This window comes from Phenylobacterium sp., assembly GCF_036502675.1.
Taxonomy (GTDB): Bacteria; Pseudomonadota; Alphaproteobacteria; order Caulobacterales; family Caulobacteraceae; genus Phenylobacterium.
In genome coordinates this window covers 1-19,861 of record NZ_DASXYF010000051.1, presented here as the reverse complement: position 1 = coordinate 19,861, position 19,861 = coordinate 1, and the positions used below count along the sequence as shown (strand labels likewise).

The following is a 19,861-nucleotide window of genomic DNA, read 5'->3' as shown; positions in this document are numbered from 1 at the left end:
GGAGTAGGGCGCCGCTAACCCTGGATCGCCCCCACCATCCCTTAAACCTTCACCGTTACGCTCGGCCTCGAATTCGGGCGGGGGCGGCGATCCCTATGAACAGGCTGGGTCTTTCGGCCGGCGTGGCGGCGGCGCTCGCGCTCGCCGGCTGCGCGACCGTCCCCGAGACCGCGCCGCAGCGCCTGGTGGTCGAGTGCCCCGTCGGCCAGGAGGCGCGCAGCACCGCCCAGCTGTTCTTCGGCCGCAACACCGGCGACAGGCCCGCGGTCAGCGACGACGATTTCCGCCGGTTCGTCGACACCGGGCTGACCCCGCGCTTCCCCGAAGGCCTGACCGTGCTGGACGGCGGCGGCCAGTGGCGCGACGCCTCCGACAACCTGATCCGCGAAGCCTCCAAGGTGGTGCTGCTGGTGCTGCCCGAGACCGGCGATCCGCAATCACGGGTGGAGGCGGTGCGCACCGCCTACAAGACCCGCTTCCATCAGGATTCCGTGCTGCTGATCACCCAGCGGTCCTGCGTCTCGTTCTGACGGCTTCCTGACCTGCGAAGGGCCGCCCCGTTGTCGGGGCGGCCCTTCTTTAACCGCGCGCGCCTGGCGCTCTGCGAGCCTCTCCAGGCCGGCGGCGCGCGCGGCTCCGGCCCGGTCAGGGGCGCGACACGGACCCGGAGGCCGATCCCGAGGCGGACCCCTGGGCGGAGACCCCGAGGCCGAGGCCGCCGCCGGAGGCTTGCGCATCGGCTGAGCCGGAGCCGCTGGCCTGGCCGCCGGACGCGACGCCGGGCGCGGGGGTGTCCAGCGCGGACTGGCCGGCGGCCTGGGCGGCGGTTCCGGCCGACCCGGCGGCGTTGCGGCCGGCGCCCGCCGCGGAGCGGGCGGTGGAGCGGCCGGTGGCGGCGGCCTCCCGCGCCACGCTGCGGCCGCGGCCGGCGACGTCGCCCGTCCGGGAGGTCAGGCCGCCGGCGTCGGCGCCGACCCCGCCCATGGCGCCCGCATGGCCGGTGAGGCCGCCGGTGATTCCGTCAAGGCCGCCGGTCAGGCCGGCGCCTCCGCCCAGCGACCCGCCGAGCAGTTGGGCGTCGGCCGCCGAGGCGAGGGCGAGGGCGGCGGCGGTGGCGAGGAACAGAGGGGTCTTGCGCATCGAGGTCTCCTGAAGGGACGGGGCGCCGTCTCGCGCCTCCAGCCGGTCCAACGACCCGGCCGCGCCGATTCATCCCGGCCCGGCGAAATTTTCTTCAGCGCCCCGCCAGGGCCGCGCGCCTCGCCCCGACCACGGCCGGGTCGGTGCGCAGGTCGAAGGCCACCAGCCCGCGGCCGTAGAGCGGGTCCGCGCCGGGGGCGCCGAGGTCGGTCGCCTCGCCCGCCAGCGCCGCCAGCGCCCGCCGCGCGGCGCCGGCGTCGGCTTCGCCCAGCAGCAGGGCCAGCCGCCCCGCCGCCAGGGGCGCGGCGAACGACGTCCCGCGCACGGCGGCGTAGCCCCCCGGCGTGGCGGCGGCCATGTCGGCGCCCGGCGCGGCGAAGTCCAGGTGCAGCGCGCGGCCGGCTTCCGGCAGCAGCCGGCGGCGGGCGTCCACCGCGGTGACGGCGACCACGCCGGGGTAGGAGGCGGGGTAGAGCGGCGCCGCGGCCGGGCCGTCGTTGCCCACCGCGGCCACGACGAGGCGGCCGCGGGCGACCATTGCCTGCACGGCCGCGCCGAGGATGATGTCGGGCGGGCCCACCAGGCTGACGTTGACCACCGGGACGCCGAGCTGCGCCAGCCAGGCCAGGCCGCGGGCGACGGCCCCGGCCGAGCCGCCCGTGGGCCCGGAGCCGTAGACGTCGGCCACATAGAGCGCGGCGCCAGGGGCCGCCCCGCGGAACCGTCCCTGGCGTCCCACCAGCAGGGAGGCCACCGCCGTGCCGTGGGCGCTGGGCCGCACGCCGCCGGGCGCGAAGCCGCGCTGCGTCACCCGCGCGCCGGCCAGGCTGGGGTGGGCGGCCACGCCGCCGTCCACCAGGCCGATGCGGACGCCGCCCCGGACGCTCCCCGGCTGCGCCGCCGCCTCACGGCCCGGCGGCGCGTCGGCCGCGCCGCCGGGGAAGTAGATGTGGTTGAGGTCGTAGCGCCCCTCCGGGTCCAGGGCGCGCAGCCGGCGCAGGGCTTCCGCCGCGGGCATGGCCGCCGGGACGCCCAACACGCTGACCTGCAGCCCGAGCGCCTGCACGTCCTCCTGGCGGCGCACGGTGAACCCGGCTTCGCGCGCCCGCGCCAGGGCTGCTGGGTCCGGCGAGAGCGCGAGGACTTCGCCGCGCACCACCGGCTCGCCCGCCGCGTCGGCCTCGACGGCCTCGGGGTGGACGCGCAGCAGGTCCAGGGCCTGCATCCGGCGCAGCTCCGCCAGGGGCGCCTGCGCCGTCCGGACGGTCGCCCCCGCCACATCCTGCACGCTGCGGCCCAGGCGCGGCGCCAGGTCGTCCGGCCCGGGGATCCGGCGCGCGAGGTCGGACGCCGGCGGCAGGCCGGCGGTGGGCAGGCCGCCGCCCAGCAGCTGCGCCGAGGCGGGCCCGGCCGCCAGCGCCGCCGCCAGCGCCAGGGCGAAAACCATGCGGATCGGCGGGCGGGCGCGGGGCTCGGTCATCGGGGCGTCCTGGCGCGCACCAGGGGCGGCGCGCTTTTTTGCTGCTCCAGGGATGAAACGCACGGCATGGTTCGTTCCATCCATGAGGACCAAGGCAGGCTCTTGAACGACTTCCAGCGGGAGATGGTCGCATTGTTGCCGCGCCTGCGCCGCTTCGCCAGGGCCCTGGCGCGCGACGCGGCCGACGCCGACGACCTGGTCCAGCTGACCGTGGAGCGCGCCCTGGTCCGCGCCGGACAGTGGCGGTTCGGCGCCCGCCTGGACAGCTGGATGTTCCGCATCATGAAGAACGCCTGGATCGACGAAGCAAGGAGCCGCAGCCGGTGGGGGCGGGTGTTCGCGCCCGAGGAAGCGGGGGCCCAGGCGGGCGAGGACGGGGCCGGGGCCATGGAGCTGCGCCTGCAGGCGCGCGAGGTGGAGGCGGCGATGGCGCGGCTGCCGGACGACCAGCGGCTGGCGGTGGCGCTGGTGCTGGTGGAGGGCCTGTCCTACGCCGAGGCCGCCGAGGTGCTGGAGACGCCGGTGGGCACCCTGACCAGCCGTCTGGTGCGCGGGCGCATGGCCCTGATGGCGCAACTGGAGGAACGCCGGCCATGACTGAAGAGGCGCGGATCATCGCCTATGTGGACGGCGAGCTGGACGCCGCCGCGCGCCTGGCGCTGGAAGCCGACATGGCCGCCGACCCGGCCCTGGCCGGGCGCATGGCCGGCCACCGGCGGATACGGGAAGCGGTCGGCGACGCCTTCGCGGGCGTCCTCGACGAACCGGTTCCGCAGCGCCTGCGGGCCGCGGCCGCGGCGCCGCCGCCGCGCCACGGCTTCGGCCGCTTGCCGCAGTGGGCGGCGCTGGCGGCCTGCCTGGCGATAGGCGTGCTGGTCGGACGCGGCCTGGCCGAGCGCGGTCCGCTGACGGCGGGGCCAGACGGGGCGCTGGCGGCCCGCGGCGCCCTGGCCGCGGCGCTGACCCGGCGGCTGGCGGACGATCCCGTCGGGCCGATCAAGGTGGGCCTGAGCTTCCGCGACGGCGACCGCCGCTATTGCCGTACCTTCGAAAGCCCCCACGACGCCCTGGCGGGGATCGCGTGCCGCGAGGGCGGCCGCTGGCGCGTGTCGATGACCGCCGCCTATCGCCCGCCGCCCGCCGCCGACTATCGCCAGGCCGCCAGCGCGACGTCGCCGGCGGTGCTGGCCGCCGTCGACGGGATGATCGCCGGCGCGCCCCTGGACCGGGCCGGCGAGCGCGCCGCGCGGGCGCAGGGCTGGGCGGCGCCGGGCGGGCGCTGACATGCGAAAGGCCGCCCCGTTGTCGGGGGCGGCCTTTCCATTGTCGGACCGCAGCGCGGCTCGCGACGTCGCCGAACCTCGGGCTAGGCGCGGACCTCGTAAGCGGAGGCCCAGGTCACGGTTTCCGAACTACGGTTGAAACAATGAGACACTGGATCACCTCCTTTCGTTGCATGGACGGGAATGCAGTATGTGGGAGCCGCCCGGGCTTCCGCAAGATCATGCAACCGTCCGGCGATCACAGGGGCGTCAGGCGCTATTCCGCCGCGTCCGCATCCGCCAGGGCCGGGCGCCGGCGCAGGTCGACGACCGGACGGTCGAGCTTGTCGAGGGCGGCGATCATCGCCTCGTAGCCCGCCTTCACCGCGGGGGCGAAGGCCGACCAGTCGCGGATTTCCACGCCGGCCACCTCCGGGGTCACCAGCACGTCGGTGGCCTCCCGCGACGCGGCCAGGTCGCGGCCGCTGGAGACGGTGGCGGCCCGCATCAGCAGCGAGACGATCGGCGGGCCCTTGCGCCACTGGCCCGACAGGATCCAGCGCCAGACCGATTCCGGGCGGGCGACGTCCTCGGCGGTGATGCTGCGGCCGCGGGTCACGTCGATCCCGACGATGGGGCCGAGCTGGACGGCGCGCATCACGTCGGCGGGGAAGTTCTTCAGCACGGCGCCGTCCACCAGCACGTCGTGCCCCTCGGTGGCCGGGGGCAGCACGCCAGGGAGCGAGATGCTGGCCCTCAGCGCGTCGCGCAGCCGGCCGCGCCGGTGCAGGTGGTAGGCGCCGGTGGTCAGGTTGGAGGAGACGCAGAAGAACGGCAGCCTGAGGTCGGCGATCTGGACGTCGCCGAAGTGGTGGGCGAGGCGCTCGGCCACCTTGTTCCCATGGGTCATGGCCAGCAGCGGCAGCGCGATGTCGTCCAGCGGGCTGGTCTCCACGAAGGCCTCGCGGATTCGCCGCTCCATCTCCTCGTCGTCCCAGTCCATGGCGACGCCGGCGGCCACGATGGCGCCCATGGAGGCGCCGCCCACGAAGTCTATGGGCACATTGCGCTCGCGCAGCGCCTTCACCGCCCCCACGTGGGCGTAGGCCCGCGCGCCGCCGCCCGACAACACCAGCCCCACCGACTGGCCGGTGAGCACCCGGGCGATCCGGCGGCCGTCCTCCGCGTCGTCGCGGCGCAGGTGGAAGATCCGCGCCGGCGAGACGGCGTCCATCCAGGCCTCGGAGCCGGTGATCTTCGCGGTCTTGGCCGGGTCGACCAGGACCAGGTCCACCAGCCGTTGCGCCTGCAGGGGCGCGGCGGACGAGGCGGCCTGGGGCGCCGGCGGGGGCCGGCCGCCGCGCGCCACGCGGAACAGCCGGTCCGCCTGGCGCGACACCAGCTGGCGCCAGCCCAGGTCGTCGGCCTCCGCTACATAGAGCACGAAGTCGTGGGTGCGCTCCACGTCGGAGAACCACTCGGTGGGCGCCTGGGTCGCCTCGGCCCCCACCACGGTGGCCGCATAGCCCAGCCGGCCGATGTCGCGGGCGATGCGGTCCACCAGCGGCCGCAGCGCCAGGCCCTCGCCGGCGGTGATGAAGCCGAACACCGAGGGCTCGCCGACCCCGGTGCGGGCGGCCGCCTGGCGGGTGCGCAGGATCATCAGCCGGGCGAGCTCGGTCATTACCCGGGTGTCGGAGTCGCAGGCGTCGAAGAAAGCCTGGCGGGGGAGGGCCAGGATCTCCGAATCGCGCAGGGCCACCACCTGGGCGGAGTGGGGCGCGCCGGCGATCAGCGCCATTTCCCCCACCGGCTCGCCCGGCCGGATCACCCCCAGGAACTGCGGCTCGTGGCGCTCGTCCTTGCGGAACACGGCGAGGCGGCCGGCGCGGACGAAGTAGAGCTGGTCGGCCGGCTCCCCCGCCTCGTAGAGCACCGCCCCGCCGGGGAGCGAGAACCACGCAGCCTCCCCCCGGGCGCGCTCCCCCGAGAAGAGCTGCGCCAGGGCGGAATCTTGCGGAATGTCCGGCAGGCGGGTCACGGACGCGGAGCCTAGCGCCGGGCGCGGGCCCCGGCTATGCCTTCACCATGCCGAAGATCCAATCCGCGCTGACGGTCGGCGACGCGGCCTTCGAGGCCAGCCGGGCCCTGGCCGCCCTTAACTCTGCGATCGCCCGCCTCCGGGACGACCCGGCCCAGACCCGCGATGTGTTGGGCCTTTCCCTCTCTGCGGCGTTGAATGCACCGATCCCCGAGACGCGCTTCGGCGTGTTCCGGATGTAAATCGGCAAGGAGATCTTGATGACCAACCCCATCGCCGACCCGCTGGTCGAAGGCCTCGACGACGACCTCGACACCGGCCTCGTGACCGTCGAGGCCACGCCCGAGGGCCTGGCTGTCGTGACCCTCAACCGGCCGGAGCGGAGGAACGCCTTCGACGCCGAGCTGATCGCCGCCCTGAGCGAGACCTTCGAGACCCTGCACGGGGCCGAGGGGGTGCGGGTGGTGTTCCTGCGCGGCGCCGGCGGGACCTTCAGCGCCGGCGCGGACCTGCAGTGGATGCGCGACGCCGCCGAACTGACCGAGGCCGACAACCGCGCCGACGCCATGGCCATGGCCCGGATGCTCAAGCGCCTGTGGGACCTGCCGGCGCTGACCGTCGCCCTGGTGGAGGGCGGGGCGTTCGGCGTCGGCGGCGGCCTGGCGGCGGCCTGCGACATGGCCGTGGCCACGGAGGGCGCGCGCTTCTCGTTCTCCGAGGTGAAGCTGGGGCTGATCCCGGCGACCGTCAGCCCCTATGTGGTGGCCGCCATCGGCCCGCGGGCGGCCCGGGCGCTGTTCGCCACCGCGCGCGTCTTCGGCGCGGCCGAGGCCCAGGCCCTGGGGCTGGTGAGCGAGGTGGTGGCCGACGCCGCCGCCCTCGACGCCGCCGCCGAGCGCATCGGACGCGAGATGCTGGACTGCGCGCCCGGCGCGGTGGCCGAGGCCAAGCTCCTGGTCGACGAGGTCTACGGCAAGCAGATCGACCACGGGCTGATGGAGGAGACCTCCCGCCGCATCGCCCGCGCCCGGGTGGGCGAGGAAGGGCAGGAGGGCGTGCGCGCCTTCCTCGACCACGCCAGGCCCAGCTGGGCGGTGGAATGATCGCCAGCCTGCCGGTCGCCAACCGCGGCGAGATCGCCCGGCGGATCTTCCGCACCGCCCGGCGACCTCGTCGGCCAGCCTGGGTATCCGCGCTGGCCGAGTCTTGTCACGCAGCAGGCCATCCACGCCCTCGGCCATGAAGCGTTCCTGCCAGCGCCAGTACGCATCCCGCAGACTCGCACGACGTCAAAGCCATGGGAATCCCAACTAAGGACTCTTACGTCGGCATCAGTCCACTGGGCGCGAGGCGGCGCGCCCCTGCGGCCACTAAGTTTGCCAGCGCTGTCAGGCTAAATGGGAGCGGGCGGAAACTCCCCCACCGTTGTGTCACAGGTCGCCATACGCTAGGACAAAAAAATGTGGACCCCTCTTCGGGCTGATCCGGATCCCGTGTTTGGCGACTCAATGGAGATTGCGTTATGAATAAAAGTACTGAGCATAATGTTGCGAAAAATGATTATTCATCTGCGTTTAATGGTGGCGCGGTAGGGATTGAATCTATTGATATGAGTGCCGAGAAGGAGGTTGCTAAACTTTTCTATGACTATGCGGAGGCCTATAGGCGCGGCGATGTCGACGCCTGTCAGAAGTGTTTCGCGATCCCCTGCACTTTTATTGGCTCCCAACTCACCATCCATATGGAATCTCATGACGCGTTTGTAAAACATTGGGATGAGTCCCATAAGGTCATGAGCAAGGTCGGCGTAGTCGGCAGTAGCGTCGAGGCTGTCAAAGTCTTCATGCTGGATACTAACGTCGCCCTTGCCGCCGTTATGTATGAGCGCCTGGACGCAGATGGCCAGGTGTTCAACCGGGGCTCAGGCACATACAGCGTGTTTAAGGGAGATGATGGCTGGAAAGTCATCGCCTACATCATGCATGGGCCCGAGACGTGGCTGGGTGAGTTGGTCCGTCCCTCGAAGATCCCCGACGGGCGATGAGAGTCAAAACCCAAATAGGAATGGACCTTGGCGTCAACCCACGGCTGTCCGGTTCATGCTGCACCTAGTGGATTGAAACCAACCCTTGGCGCCCGCGTGGGGCGGCGGCGATGATTTTATCAGGATCGGCGGTCCAGACGATTGGTCCATTGCACATGATCAAGCTCTGCGTCGGCGTCGACACGGTGGAAGGCCTGATCGACTGGCATCGGCCGGACCTGGCGCGCGGCCGGCCCTGGACGATGCATACCCGCCAGACCCCGAAGCGGGCGGCGGAGCTTGTCGAGGGCGGCTCACTCTACCGGGTGTTCAAGGGAGTGGTCCTCTGCCGGCAGGCGATCCTGGCGGTGGACACGGTGGGCGAGGGGATTCACGCCCGTTGCCAGGTGACCCTTGACCCGGAGGTGGTGCGCGTGGCCCCGACCCCCCGCCGCGCTTTCCAGGGCTGGCGCTACCTGTCGGCCGCCGGCGCCCCGCCCGACCTCGGCTCGGGCGTCGACGGCGACATCCCCGAAGACCTGGCGCGGCGCCTGCGCGAAGCCGGCGCGTGGTGACCTGAGGCCTTTTTTCTTCTCCCCTTGCGGGAGAAGGCGGCCTGCGGAGCAGGCCGGATGAGGGGTCTCCCAGACCTGTCCGGCCAGCGACGCTGGGGACCCGACCTGCCGCACAAGGTCATGGTCTACGATCCGGCGGGAAGGCGCCCAAGAACCAGCTCTCCGTAGCGCGATGGCGAAGGCGGCGGGCGAGGCCGGTCGAAATGTTCCTGTTATGTTCTCGACGCACGGCTCCGCCCAAGCTATGCTCCGAGACGCCCGCCGCACACACCGCAGGCGTCTCTCGTGTCGTCGGGTTCAGAGTGCGATCCCGCGCCGTCGCCGCTACGGAGCCTTGTAAGGTGTTCACCGGTCAACACCTCCAGAATACCTCAGGGATTAGGCAAGAAGTTGTTTATGCAGTTATTTTCTCAATCCCGCAGGTGTTGTTCGCCACCCGGAAAAAGTGTTTACCGACGTAAGGGCCGGCGCCTGGATCGCCCATGCGGGGCTCAAGGGATCCGCGGTCCAGCCCTATCCGTCTCTCCCCAATCGCGGGGTGGAGGCTCTGCGCTACACCGCCATGTTGTCGATCAGCCGGGTCCTGCCCACGAAGGCCGCGGCGAAGACCCGGGCGGGGCCCTTGGGCGGAGAGGAGAGGTCAGCGGCGTCGCGGACCTCGAAGTAGTCGATGGGCCCGAAGCCCGCGGCCTTAAGGGCGGCCAGGCCGGCGGCCTCGACTTCGGCCAGGGCGTCGCCGGCGCGCAAGGCGGTCGCCGCCCCGGCCAGGATCGCGTTCATCCGCCCGGCGATCTCCCGCTCGGGGGCCGAGAGGTAGGCGTTGCGGGAGGACAGCGCCAGGCCGTCCGGGGCGCGGGCGATGGGCGCGCCCAGGATCTCCACCGGAATGTCGAGGTCGGCGACCAGGCGGCGGATCACCTGCAGCTGCTGGTAGTCCTTCTCGCCGAACACGGCGACGTCGGGGCCGCACTGCAGGAGCAGCTTCGAGACCACGGTGGCCACCCCGGCGAAGTGGCCGGGGCGGGCGGCGCCGTCCATCGGCCCGGTGACGCCGGCGACGGTGACGGTGGTGGCGAAGCCCCGCGGGTACATCTGGGCGGCGGTCGGCGCGAACAGCAGGCTGCAGCCGGCGGAGGCCAGCAGGGCCTCGTCGCGGGCCTCGTCGCGGGGATAGGCCGCGAAGTCCTCGTTGGGGCCGAACTGGGTCGGGTTGACGAAGACGCTGGCTGCGACCCGGTCGGCCCGGGTCAGGGCGAGGGTGACGAGCGACAGGTGCCCCGCGTGCAGGGCGCCCATGGTGGGGACCAGGGCCACCCGCTGGCCGGCGCGGCGCCAGGCGGCGACCTGGGCGCGCAGCTCCGCCACCGTGCGTGCGACGGGCAGGGGAGGCGTGGGCATGTCGGTCTCCTGGGGCTGATGCGGGCTTATGGCCGAGGGGCCCCGCGGCGTCCACGGGGTGAGGCGTCATGTTCCGTTGACGCGAGTCCGCCAGAAGGGTTTCTCCTTCACCATATGAGTCGGCCGCCATCGGCCGCGGGAGCCCGCGCATGTCTTTGGCCAATGTGATCGTCGTCGGCAACGAGAAGGGCGGCGCCGGCAAGTCGACCATCGCCATCCATCTGGTCACCGGCCTGCTGCACGCCGGCGCCCGGGTCTCGCTGCTGGACCTGGACCTGCGCCAGCAGTCGGTAGGCCACTTCTTCGCCCATCGCCGGGCCTGGCTGGCGGCGGCGGGGGCGACCGCGCCGATGCCGGTGGAGCACGGCCTGGGCTCCGAGGGGCGGACTCTGGCCCAGGCCGCCGACGAGGAGGTGCTGGCCCGCTTCGAGGAGAGCTTCGGCAAGTCGCGGGAAGGCGCGGACTTCCTGGTGATCGACACCCCCGGCGGCGACACGGCGGTCTCGCGCTCGGCGCACGGGCGGGCGGACCTGATCGTCACGCCGATGAACGACAGCTTCGTGGACTTCGACATGCTGGGCCTGGTGGACCCGGTGACCTTGGACCTGAAACGGCCCAGCCTCTATTCCGAGACCGTCTGGAACAGCCGCAAGACCCGCGCCGCGGCCGACGGCCAGTCCATCGACTGGGTGGTGCTGCGCAACCGCTTGGCGCCCACCGAGGCGCGCAACCGCCGCCGGCTGGACGAGCGGGTGCAGGCCCTGTCGCGGCGGGTGGGCTTCCGCGTCGGGCCGGGCCTCAGGGACCGGGTGATCTACCGCGAGCTGTTCCCCTTCGGCCTGACGGTGGCCGACCTCTCGCCGGGGATCCGGCCGGTGGCCATGTCGCTGCAGCATGTGGCGGCGCGCCAGGAACTGCGGGCCCTGATGGGGGCCTTGGGCCTGCCGGGGGCCGAGGGCGGCGAAGCCATCGCCGCGCAATAGGCCATGATCTACCTGGCCCTCGGCTGCGCGGCCCTGGCGCTGCTGGCCTGGGCGGGCGGCAGGCCGGTCTTCAAGCGCCGGGGGTGGCGGCTGGTCTCGGCGGCCGCGGCTCTGGCGGCCTTCACGGGCGCGGCCTACGCCGGGGTGCGCGGGGCCTGGGAGCCGGCTGTCGTGCTGATCGTGGCCGGGCTGTGGCTCGGCTTCACGACGCGGACGGCGGGGGCGGGCAGGCCGGCGCCGGAGCGGCCGCAGGCGGAGGCGGCCGGCCGGATGAGCCTGGCCCAGGCCCGTTCGATCCTGGGGGTCGGGGCCGACGCCAGCGCCTCGGAAATCCAGACGGCCTACGCCCGGCTGATGCGGCTGGCGCACCCGGACAAGGGCGGCACCGACGGCCTGGCCGCCCAGCTCAACGCCGCCCGCGACCGGCTGCTGAAGGGCTGAGGCTCAGCAAGTCTTTGAAATAGAGCGTGATGGTCGCCGGAACCGGCCTCCACTTCCGGCTATCACGCTCTAGGTCGGGTCGGCCTGCTGGGCGCCGGGCGCGATGCGGGTGGCCTGGTCGCCGGCCCGCAGCCGCAGCAGGCTGACCAGGGCGGCGAAGCAGGCGATGGCGGCGGCGCTGGCCAGGGCGGCGCGGGTCGGGTCTGTGGGTATCGTGCGGAACAGCACCGCCATGGTCACCGCGCCGCCGGTCTGGCCGAGCACACGAGCGGTGGCCAGCATGCCGCCGGCCGCGCCGCTGCGCTCGCGCGGGGCGGAGGAGACGATGGCCCGGTTGTTGGGCGACTGGAAGCAGCCGAAGCCCAGGCCGCAGACCGCCATCCGCCAGACGATGTCGGCGGTGGAGGCGTCGGGCGGCAGGATCGACAGCATGGCGAGGCCGAAGGCGAAGATCCCCAGGCCGACGCCGCCCAGCAGGCCGGCCGGATAGCGGTCGGCCAGGCGGCCGGCGACGGGGGCGGCGACGCCCACCGCCAGGGGCCAGGGGGTCATCAGCAGGCCGGTCTCCACGGCGGTGCGGCCGAGCGGGCCCTGGAAGTCGAAGGGCAGGGCCACGAAGGCCAGCATCTGCGCACCGAAGCTGACGATGGAGGTGGCGATCGAGAGGCCGAAGATCGGGATGCGCAGCAGGTCGAGGGGCACCAGCGGCGCCGGGTGGCGCAGTTCCCGCCAGGCGAGGAGCCCGGCGGCGACCGCCCCCACCGCCAGCCTCGAGAGGCCGGCGGCCAGGCCTTCGCGGGCGACGCTCTCGGCGCCCAGGATCAGCAGGCCGAAGGCTACGGCGCTGAGCAGCGCCGAAACGATGTCGAAGGGCCGGCCCGACCCCTCGGTGCGCGGCAGGGCGCGCAGGGCGACCAGCACGGTGACGACGCCGATCGGCACGTTGAGGGCGAACAGCCAGCGCCAGGAGGCGACGGCCAGGATCGCCGAGGCGACGGTGGGGCCGACGGCGGCGGCCACCGAGATCACCACGGCGTTCACGCCGATGGCGCGGCCCAGCAGCCGCTGCGGGTTGGTGAAGCGCACCAGCGCGCTGTTGATGCTCATGATCCCGGCGGCGCCCAGCCCCTGCAGCACCCGGGCGGCGGTGAGCAGCGTCAGGTCGGGGGCGAGCGCGCAGCCGAGGGAGCCCAGGGTGAAGACCGTGAGGCCCGCGACATAGATCCGCCGGTAGCCCAGCTTGTCGCCCAGGGCCGCGAAGGGCAGCAGGCAGACGGCTATGGCCAGCTGGTAGGCGTTGACGATCCAGATGGCCACGGCCGGGCCCGCGGCCATCTCGCGGGCTATGGTGGGCAGGGCGACGTTGGCGATGGAGCTGTCCAGCACCGACATGCCGATGGCCAGCCAGATGGTCGCCGTCGCCCAGTAGCGGCGGGGGACCGGCAGGCCGTCCTCCGGCGGCGCGCGTGAACCGTCAAGGTCGCTGGGGACGGCGTCGGTCATGGCGCCTTCCAGCCGCCGCCCAGGGCCTGGATCAGGGCCACGGCGGTGGTCTGGCGGTCGACGATGGTCTGGACGAGGGCGCGCCGCGCGCCGAGGGCGGCGGCCTGGGCGGTGACGACCTCAACATAGGAGACGCGGCCGGCCTTGTACTGGTTGAGCACCATCTGCTCGGCCTGGTCGGCGGCGGCGGAGGCCTGGCGCAGCAGCGCCTCCTGGCGGGCCAGCACCTGGGCGGCGGTCAGCTGGTCCTCCACGTCCTGCAGGGCGGTGAGCACGGTCTGGCGGTAGTTGGCGACGGCCACGTCATAGGCGGCGCGGGCGCCGCGCACCTGGGCGCGGCGGGCGCCGGCGTCGAAGATCGTCTCGGCGGCGGCGACGCCGAAGGACCAGACGCTGGACGACGCGCTGAACAGCTTGCCGATCTGGCTGGCGGCCGTGCCGTAGGAGCCCGACAGGGTGATGTCGGGGAAGAAGGCCGCCGTCGCGACGCCGATCTGGGCGTTGGCGGCGGCGACGCGGCGCTCGGCGGCGGCGATGTCGGGGCGGCGCTGGAGCAGGCCGGAGGGCACGCCCACGGGGACCTCGGGCGCGCGCTGGGTCCAGGCGGCGGGGGGCAGGGCGAAGTTCCCGGGCGCCTCGCCGACCAGCACGGCGATGGCGTGCTCGAACACGGCGCGTTGGCGCAGCAGGGCTTCGAGGTCGGACTGGGTGCTGGCGAGCTGGGTTTCCGCCTGCAGGGCGTCGCTATGGGCGACGATCCCGGCCTTGTAGCGGTTCTCGGTGATCTCGTAGGTGCGGCGATAGCCGTCCACCGTTCGCTGGACCAGGGCGATCTCGGCGTCGGCCTCGCGCAGCAGGAAGTAGTCGGCGGCCAGCTCTCCCTGGGCGGAAAGGCGCGCCGCGGCGAGGTCGGCTTCGCTGACCTGGGCCTGCGCCCTGGCGGCCTCGACGGTGCGGCGGATGCGGCCCCAGACGTCCGGCTCCCAGGTCCCGCCGAGGCTGACGCGGTAGCTGGTGGACCGGGGCTGGCCGGAGCCGCCGGAGCGGGTGGCGCCGCCGTCCAGGGAGACGACGGGCAGGAGGGCGGCGCGCTGCTCGGCCACCAGGGCGCGGGCCTGGCGGTAGGCGGCCTCGGCGGCGGCGATGGTCTGGTTGGAGACGGCGACGCGGGCGGCCAGGCCATTCAGCGTCTGGTCGCTGAACAGGGTCCACCAGTCGCCGCGGTCGAGGGCGTCGGCGGGGATGGCGGGGGACCAGCCTTCGGCGGACTTGTAGGCGGCGGAGAGCGGGGCGGTGGGACGGTGGTAGTCGGGGCCGACGGCGCAGGCGGAGAGCACGGCGGCGAGGAGGAGGGGGGCGGCGGTGCGGTTTTTCCTTCGGCCGTCATCCTCGGCCGGAGCGCGTGAGCGCGGAATGCCGGGGGTCCATGAACACCCAGGCCGGGGATCATTCTCGGATGCGGCGTGCATGGACGGCCGGGACAAGCCCGGCCATGACGTCTTTGATCTGCGGGGTTCGGATCTCATCGTGGGGCCTTCACGCGGGTTGCGGCGCGTCGCGGGTGAGGTGGCGTTCGTCGCGGGGGCGGCCGCGGAGGCGGTCAAGGTAGACGTAGACGACGGGGGTGGTCAGCAGGGTCAGAAGCTGGCTGGCGATCAGGCCGCCGATGATCGCAACGCCCAGGGGACGACGCAACTCCGAGCCTTCGCCGAAGCCGATGGCCAGCGGCAGGACGCCGAGGGCGGCGGCCAGGGTGGTCATCAGGATCGGACGGAAGCGCAGCAGGCAGGCCTCGCGCACCGCTTCGGTGGAGCTGAGGTTGCGCGAGCGCTGAGCCTCCAGGGCGAAGTCTATGATCAGAATGGCGTTCTTCTTGACGATGCCGATCAGCAGGAAGAGGCCGATGAGGGCGATGATCGAGAAGTCCATGTGGAACAGCATCAGGGCCAGCACGGCGCCCAGGCCCGCGGACGGCAGGGTGGAGAGCACGGTCAGCGGGTGGATCAGGCTCTCGTAGAGCATGCCCAGCACGATGTAGATGGCGACCAGGGCGGCCAGGATCAGCATCGGCTGCTGCTTGAGGCTGTCCTGGAACGACCGTGCGGTGCCCTGGAAGGAGCCGCGGACGTTGACCGGCATGCCAATGTCGGCCTCGGCCTGGGCGATGGCGGCCTGGGCGTCGCTGAGGCTTTTGCCGTCGGCCACATCGAAGGCGATGGTGGTCGAAAGCTCGCCGTCCTGGTGGTTGATCGCCGCCGGCGTGGCGTGCTGGGAGGAGGTGGCGATGGCCGAGAGCGGGACCATGCTGCGGGCGGAGGTGTTCAGCGCCGCGCCGCTGGAAGCGTCGCGCAGCGCCGGGTTGACGGCGTTGGAGGTCGCAGCGGTCGTGCCGTTCGCGGCCGCGTTGCTCGCGGCGGTGGCGTCGGTCGTGGTTCCGGTCGTGGCGGCGGCCGCGACTGAACCGGCGGTCGAGGTCGAGGTCGTAGGGGAAGTCGTGGGCGCGGGGATGCTGGAGGGCACGAAGACGTCATCGAGGGCCTCCGGGCCCAGGGCGTAGACGGGCGCGGCCTCCATCACCACGCTGTACTGGTTGATGTCCTCGTAGATGGTGGCCACCTGGCGCTGGCCGAAGCTGTCGTAGAGGGCGTTGTCCACGTCGCGCGGGGTGATCCCCAGCCGGGCCGCGGCGCCGCGGTCGATGTTCACATAGGCCTCGACCCCGTTGTCCTCCTGGTCGGTGTCGATCTGGGCGAGGGCGGGCTGGGTCTTCATCGCCTCGGAAAGGCGCGTCGCCCAGGTCTTCAGGTCGGCGATGTTGTCGCTCTTCAGGGTGTATTGATAGATGGCGTTGGCTTGGCGACCGCCCATGCGCACGTCCTGCTGCGGGTTGAGGAACAGGCTGACGCCGGTGACGCGCGACAGCTTGGGGCGCAGGCGGGCGATCACCTGCTGGCCGGAGTCCTTGCGCTGGCTACGCGGCTTCAGGTCCACCGAGAGGAAGCCGCCGCCGGCCCGCCCGCCGCCGGTGAAGCCCACGACGGTGGCCACCGCCGGGTCGCGGCGGATGATGTTCACCAGCGTGTGCATCTTCTCGCCCATGGCCTTGGACGAGATGCTCTGGTCGGCGCGCAGGCCGCCGTTCAGCCGGCCGGTGTCCTGCTGCGGGAAGAAGCCCTTCGGGACCAGCATGAACAGGTAGATGTTGAGGCCGATGGCGGCGGCCAGGACCAGCATGACCAGCGGCTTGGTGGCGAGCGCCCAGTCGAGGCTCTGCTCGTAGGTGCGGTGGACGCGGTCGAAGCCGGCCTCGGCCCAGCGGGCGAGGCGGCCCTGCCGGCGGTCGGGGTCGGTGCGGCGCAACAGATAGGCGCACATCATCGGCGTGGTGGTGAGCGAGATCACCAGCGAGATCATCACCGCCGCCGAGAGCGTGACGGCGAACTCCCGGAACAGCCGTCCCACCTGGCCGCCCATGAACAGCAGCGGGATGAAGACCGCCACCAGGGAGACGCTGATCGACAGGACGGTGAAGCCTACCTCGCGGGCGCCCCTGAGCGCGGCCTCGAAGCGGCCCATGCCGTCTTCGATGTGACGGGCGGTGTTCTCCAGCACGACGATGGCGTCGTCGACCACGAAGCCGGTGGCGACGGTGATGGCCATCAGCGAGAGGTTGTTGAGCGAGAAGCCCAGCAGGTACATCACCCCGAAGGTCCCCAGCAGCGAGACCACGGTGGCGGCGGTGGGGATGAAGGTGGCCCGCGCAGAGCGCAGGAAGGCGCTGACCACCAGCACCACCAGGATCAGGGAGATCAGCAGGGTGACCTCGATCTCGTGCAGGGAGGCGCGGATCGAGGTGGTGGAGTCCGAGGCCACGTCGAGCTTCACGTCGGCGGGAAGCTGGGCGCGCAGCATGTCCAGCTCCTTGCGGACGCTGTCGACGGTCTGGATGACGTTGGCGCCCGGCTGCTGGGTGATCAGCACGATGATGGCGGGCTGGCCGTTGAACAGGCCGATGGTGCGGGTGTCCTGCACGCTGTCGTTCACCTGGGCCACGTCTTCCAGCCGTACGGGGGCCCCGTTGCGCCAGGCGACCACCAAGGGGCGGTAGTCGGCGGCCTTGCGGCCGGCAGGGTTGGTGTAGACTTGGTAGTGCAGGCCACGGCCCTCCAGCGCGCCCTTGGGGCGGTTGGCGTTGGCGGACTGGATGGCGGCCCGGACGTCCTCCAGGCTGACGCCGTAGCGGTTGAGGGCGAAGGGGATCAGCTCGACCCGGATGGCAGGCAGGGAGCCGCCGCCGATCTCCACCTCGCCGACCCCGGACACCTGCGCCAGGCGCTGGGAGACGGTGTTGGAGACGGCGTCGTAGATCTGGCCGGGCGTCTTGGTGTCGGAGGTCAGCGCCAGGATGATCACCGGCGCGTCGGCGGGGTTGCGCTTGCGGTAGGTGGGGTTGGACCTGAGCGTCGAAGGCAGGTCGGCGCGGGCGGCGTTGAGGGCGGCCTGCACCTCGCGCGCGGCGCCGTCGATGTTGCGGTTGAGGTCGAACTGCAGGCTGATGCGGGTGGAGCCGGTGGAGCTGGAGGAGGTGATCTCGTTCAGGCCGGCGATCGTGCCCAGGCGGCGCTCCAGCGGCGTGGCGACGCTGGAGGCCATGGTCTGCGGGCTGGCGCCGGCCAGGTTCGCGGAGACCGAGATGGCGGGGTAGTCCACCTGCGGCAGGGGGGCCACGGGCAGGACGAAGTAGGCCGCGATCCCCGCCATCGCCAGGCCGGCCGTCAGCAGGACAGTGGCGATGGGCCGGCGGATGAAGGGGGCCGAGAGGTTCATGCGGGCTGGCCCTCGGAGGGCTCGCCCCGCGGGGTTTCGTCATCGGCGCGAGGCTTGCGTCGCGTCGCCAGCCGGTCGAAGGCCAGGTAGATCACCGGGGTGGTGAACATGGTCAGGAGCTGGCTGACCAGCAGGCCGCCGAAGATGGCGACGCCCAGCGGCCGGCGCAGCTCCGCGCCTTCCCCCATGCCCAGCATCAGCGGCACGGCGGCGAACAGGGCGGCCAGGGTTGTCATCAGGATGGGGCGGAAACGCAACAGGGCCGCCTGGCGAATCGCCTCGCGCGGCGGCTTGCCCTCGCCGCGCTCGGCGTCGATGGCGAAGTCGATCATCATGATGGCGTTCTTCTTGACGATGCCGATCAGCAGGATGATGCCGATGATCCCCACTACGCCCAGGTCGTTGCCGGTGATCCACAAGGCGAACAGCGCGCCGACGCCGGCCGAGGGCAGGGTGGAGAGGATGGTCAGCGGGTGGACGTAGCTCTCGTAGAGCACGCCCAGCACGATGTAGACGCAGACCACGGCGGCCAGGATCAGCCAGAGCTGGTTGGAGAGCGAATTCTGGAAGGCGCCAGCGGCGCCCAGGAAGGTGGTGGAGACCGAGGCCGGCATGCCGATGGCCTTCTCGGCCTGGCGGATCTGGGCCACCGCCGCGCCCAGGGAGGCGCCAGGGGCGGTGTCGAAGCCGATGGTGGCGGCGGGGAACTGGGCCACGTGGCTGACCTGCAGGGCGGCCGGGCGCTCGCGGATGGTGGAGATGGCCGAGAGCGGGGTGGCGGCGCCGCCCCCGCCCTGGATGTGCAGCTGGCCGAGCTCCCCGGGCGTGCGGACCAGGGCGGGGTCGGCCTCCAGGATCACCCGGTACTGGTTGGTCTCGGTGAAGATGGTGGAAATGATCCGCTGGCCGAAGGCCGAGTAGAGCGCGTCGTCGATGGCCGAGGCGGTGATGGAGAGGCGGGCGGCCGAATCGCGGTCCACGTCGACGTAGGCGGCGAGCCCGCCCGAGCGGGCGTCGGAGACCACGTTGCGCAGCTTCGACGCGCGGCCCATGCGCTCGGCGAGCTTCCCGGCCCAGTCGGCGACCACGGCGGTGTCGGCGCCCTCCAGCGACAGGCGGTACTGGGTGGGGCCGGACTCGGCGTCGATGGTCAGGTCCTGGGTGGGCTGCAGGTAGACGGTGAAGCCTTCCAGGGGCGCCACGCGCTGCAGCAGCCGGCGGATTAGCTTCTCCTGCGCGCCGTGACGGGGCTTCAGGTTGATCAGCATCTGGCCGGTGTGGAGCATGGTGTTGGTGGAGGCGTCGACGCCCACGTAGGAGGAGATGCTCTGGACGGCGGGGTCGGCCAGCAGGGCCCTGGCGGCGGCCTGCTGCAGCTCGGCCATGCGGGCGTAGGAAACGGAGGCGGAGGCCTCGGTGCGCGCCTGGAGCTGGCCGGTGTCCTGGACGGGGAACAGGCCCTTGGGGATGATGACGTAGAGGAGGGCGGTGAGCGCCAGTGTGGCGATGGCCACCAGCAGCGTGCCGCGCTGGCGGTCGAGCACCCAGTCGAGGCCGCGCTCGTAGCGGGCCAGCACTTTTTCGAAGACGGCCTGGCTGCGGCGGCCGACCGAGGCGGCCAGGGCGTCCGGGCCGCGGCCCAGCCAGCGGGCGGACATCATCGGCACCAGGGTCAGCGCCACCACCGCAGAGATCATGATGGTGATGGCCAGCGTCACCGCGAACTCGCGGAACAGGCGGCCGACCACGTCGCCCATGAACAGCAGCGGGATCAGCACCGCGATCAGCGAGACGGTCAGCGACACGATCGTGAAGCCGATCTGCGACGCGCCCTTGATCGCGGCCTGCATCGGCTTGTCGCCGTGCTCGAGATAGCGCGAGATGTTCTCGATCATCACGATGGCGTCGTCGACGACGAAGCCGGTGGCGATGGTCAGCGACATCAGGCTCAGGTTGTTGAGGCTGTACCCCAGCAGGTACATCGCGCCGCAGGTGCCGATCAGCGAGATCGGCACCGACAGGCTGGCGATGACCGTCGCGCGCCAGCTGTGGAGGAAGGCGAAGATCACGAGCGTCACCAGCACCACGGCCAGCACCAGCTCGAACTCGACGTGTTCCACCGAGGCGCGGATGCCCGCGGTGCGGTCGCTGAGGATGCTGACGTCCAGCCCGGAGGGCAACCCGGCCT

16 protein-coding genes and 2 pseudogenes are annotated in these 19,861 nt (G+C 72.3%); 9 read left to right on the top strand and 9 right to left on the bottom strand.

What is annotated here, in order from left to right; translation table 11 throughout:
• Positions 1-95 precede the first annotated feature (95 nt).
• Positions 96-530, top strand: coding sequence for a DUF3574 domain-containing protein (locus tag VGL30_RS05575; protein ID WP_331537644.1), 435 nt, complete (start codon positions 96-98; stop codon positions 528-530).
• Positions 531-645: 115 nt separating this feature from the next.
• On the opposite strand, the gene VGL30_RS05570 is transcribed toward VGL30_RS05575, so the two are convergent.
• Both VGL30_RS05570 and VGL30_RS05565 read right to left on the bottom strand, forming a co-directional pair.
• Entirely contained in the window at positions 646-1,140 is a 495-nt protein-coding gene (locus tag VGL30_RS05570) for a hypothetical protein (protein WP_331537642.1), read from the bottom strand.
• Positions 1,141-1,234: 94 nt separating this feature from the next.
• Complete coding sequence (locus VGL30_RS05565; protein WP_331537640.1) at positions 1,235-2,620, bottom strand: S8 family serine peptidase; 1,386 nt, start codon at positions 2,618-2,620, stop codon at positions 1,235-1,237.
• 66 nt (positions 2,621-2,686) lie between these two features.
• Here VGL30_RS05565 and VGL30_RS05560 point away from each other — a divergent pair, with 66 nt between their 5' ends.
• Both VGL30_RS05560 and VGL30_RS05555 read left to right on the top strand, forming a co-directional pair.
• Positions 2,687-3,217 carry an RNA polymerase sigma factor gene (locus VGL30_RS05560; protein ID WP_331537638.1) on the top strand — a complete coding sequence of 177 codons (531 nt, stop codon included), beginning with the start codon at positions 2,687-2,689 and terminating at the stop codon, positions 3,215-3,217.
• Positions 3,214-3,903: a hypothetical protein gene (locus tag VGL30_RS05555; protein ID WP_331537636.1), complete on the top strand. Its 690-nt coding sequence runs from the start codon at positions 3,214-3,216 to the stop codon at positions 3,901-3,903. The genes VGL30_RS05560 and VGL30_RS05555 overlap by 4 nt, the downstream gene beginning before the upstream one ends.
• 256 nt (positions 3,904-4,159) lie before the next feature.
• On the opposite strand, the gene VGL30_RS05550 is transcribed toward VGL30_RS05555, so the two are convergent.
• Positions 4,160-5,923, bottom strand: coding sequence for a patatin-like phospholipase family protein (locus VGL30_RS05550; protein ID WP_331537634.1), 1,764 nt, complete (start codon positions 5,921-5,923; stop codon positions 4,160-4,162).
• A 125-nt stretch (positions 5,924-6,048) separates the two neighbouring features.
• On the opposite strand from VGL30_RS05550, the pseudogene VGL30_RS18780 reads away from it, so the two are divergent.
• Together VGL30_RS18780 and VGL30_RS05540 are read left to right on the top strand one after the other, a co-directional pair.
• A pseudogene (locus VGL30_RS18780) lies at positions 6,049-6,165 on the top strand (hypothetical protein); the annotation flags it as partial.
• A gap of 18 nt (positions 6,166-6,183) precedes the next feature.
• The gene (locus VGL30_RS05540) at positions 6,184-7,026 is read left to right on the top strand and encodes an enoyl-CoA hydratase-related protein (protein ID WP_331537632.1); all 843 of its coding nucleotides are present in this window, start codon (positions 6,184-6,186) and stop codon (positions 7,024-7,026) included.
• Positions 7,027-7,086: 60 nt separating this feature from the next.
• Here the strand turns inward: VGL30_RS05540 and VGL30_RS05535 are convergent.
• Positions 7,087-7,197: pseudogene (locus VGL30_RS05535) on the bottom strand (leucine zipper domain-containing protein); the annotation flags it as partial.
• A gap of 248 nt (positions 7,198-7,445) precedes the next feature.
• Here VGL30_RS05535 and VGL30_RS05530 point away from each other — a divergent pair.
• Together VGL30_RS05530 and VGL30_RS05525 are read left to right on the top strand one after the other, a co-directional pair.
• The gene (locus tag VGL30_RS05530; RefSeq protein ID WP_331537630.1) at positions 7,446-7,967 is read left to right on the top strand and encodes a hypothetical protein; all 522 of its coding nucleotides are present in this window, start codon (positions 7,446-7,448) and stop codon (positions 7,965-7,967) included.
• 155 nt (positions 7,968-8,122) lie between these two features.
• Positions 8,123-8,521: a DUF1489 domain-containing protein gene (locus VGL30_RS05525; RefSeq protein WP_331537628.1), complete on the top strand. Its 399-nt coding sequence runs from the start codon at positions 8,123-8,125 to the stop codon at positions 8,519-8,521.
• 552 nt (positions 8,522-9,073) lie between these two features.
• Here VGL30_RS05525 and panC read toward each other — a convergent pair.
• On the bottom strand, positions 9,074-9,919 hold the full coding sequence (panC, locus tag VGL30_RS05520; RefSeq protein WP_331537626.1) for a pantoate--beta-alanine ligase: 846 nt from the start codon (positions 9,917-9,919) through the stop codon (positions 9,074-9,076).
• Between the two features lie 149 nt (positions 9,920-10,068).
• Here panC and VGL30_RS05515 point away from each other — a divergent pair, with 149 nt between their 5' ends.
• Both VGL30_RS05515 and VGL30_RS05510 read left to right on the top strand, forming a co-directional pair.
• Positions 10,069-10,902: a division plane positioning ATPase MipZ gene (locus VGL30_RS05515; protein ID WP_331537623.1), complete on the top strand. Its 834-nt coding sequence runs from the start codon at positions 10,069-10,071 to the stop codon at positions 10,900-10,902.
• 3 nt (positions 10,903-10,905) lie between these two features.
• A complete protein-coding gene (locus VGL30_RS05510; protein ID WP_331537621.1) occupies positions 10,906-11,343 on the top strand; it encodes a J domain-containing protein in 438 nt (145 codons plus the stop codon).
• A 69-nt stretch (positions 11,344-11,412) separates the two neighbouring features.
• On the opposite strand, the gene VGL30_RS05505 is transcribed toward VGL30_RS05510, so the two are convergent.
• From VGL30_RS05505 to VGL30_RS05490, 4 genes are all read right to left on the bottom strand, one after another.
• On the bottom strand, positions 11,413-12,846 hold the full coding sequence (locus tag VGL30_RS05505) for an MFS transporter (RefSeq protein WP_331537619.1): 1,434 nt from the start codon (positions 12,844-12,846) through the stop codon (positions 11,413-11,415).
• Positions 12,843-14,183 (bottom strand): efflux transporter outer membrane subunit, encoded by a 1,341-nt coding sequence (locus VGL30_RS05500; RefSeq protein WP_331537617.1) that lies wholly within the window; start codon positions 14,181-14,183, stop codon positions 12,843-12,845. The genes VGL30_RS05505 and VGL30_RS05500 overlap by 4 nt, the downstream gene beginning before the upstream one ends.
• 199 nt (positions 14,184-14,382) lie before the next feature.
• Complete coding sequence (locus tag VGL30_RS05495; RefSeq protein ID WP_331537615.1) at positions 14,383-17,673, bottom strand: efflux RND transporter permease subunit; 3,291 nt, start codon at positions 17,671-17,673, stop codon at positions 14,383-14,385.
• Positions 17,670-19,861: efflux RND transporter permease subunit (locus tag VGL30_RS05490; protein WP_331537612.1), on the bottom strand; the 2,192-nt coding region annotated here is incomplete at its 5' end. The genes VGL30_RS05495 and VGL30_RS05490, both read right to left, overlap by 4 nt.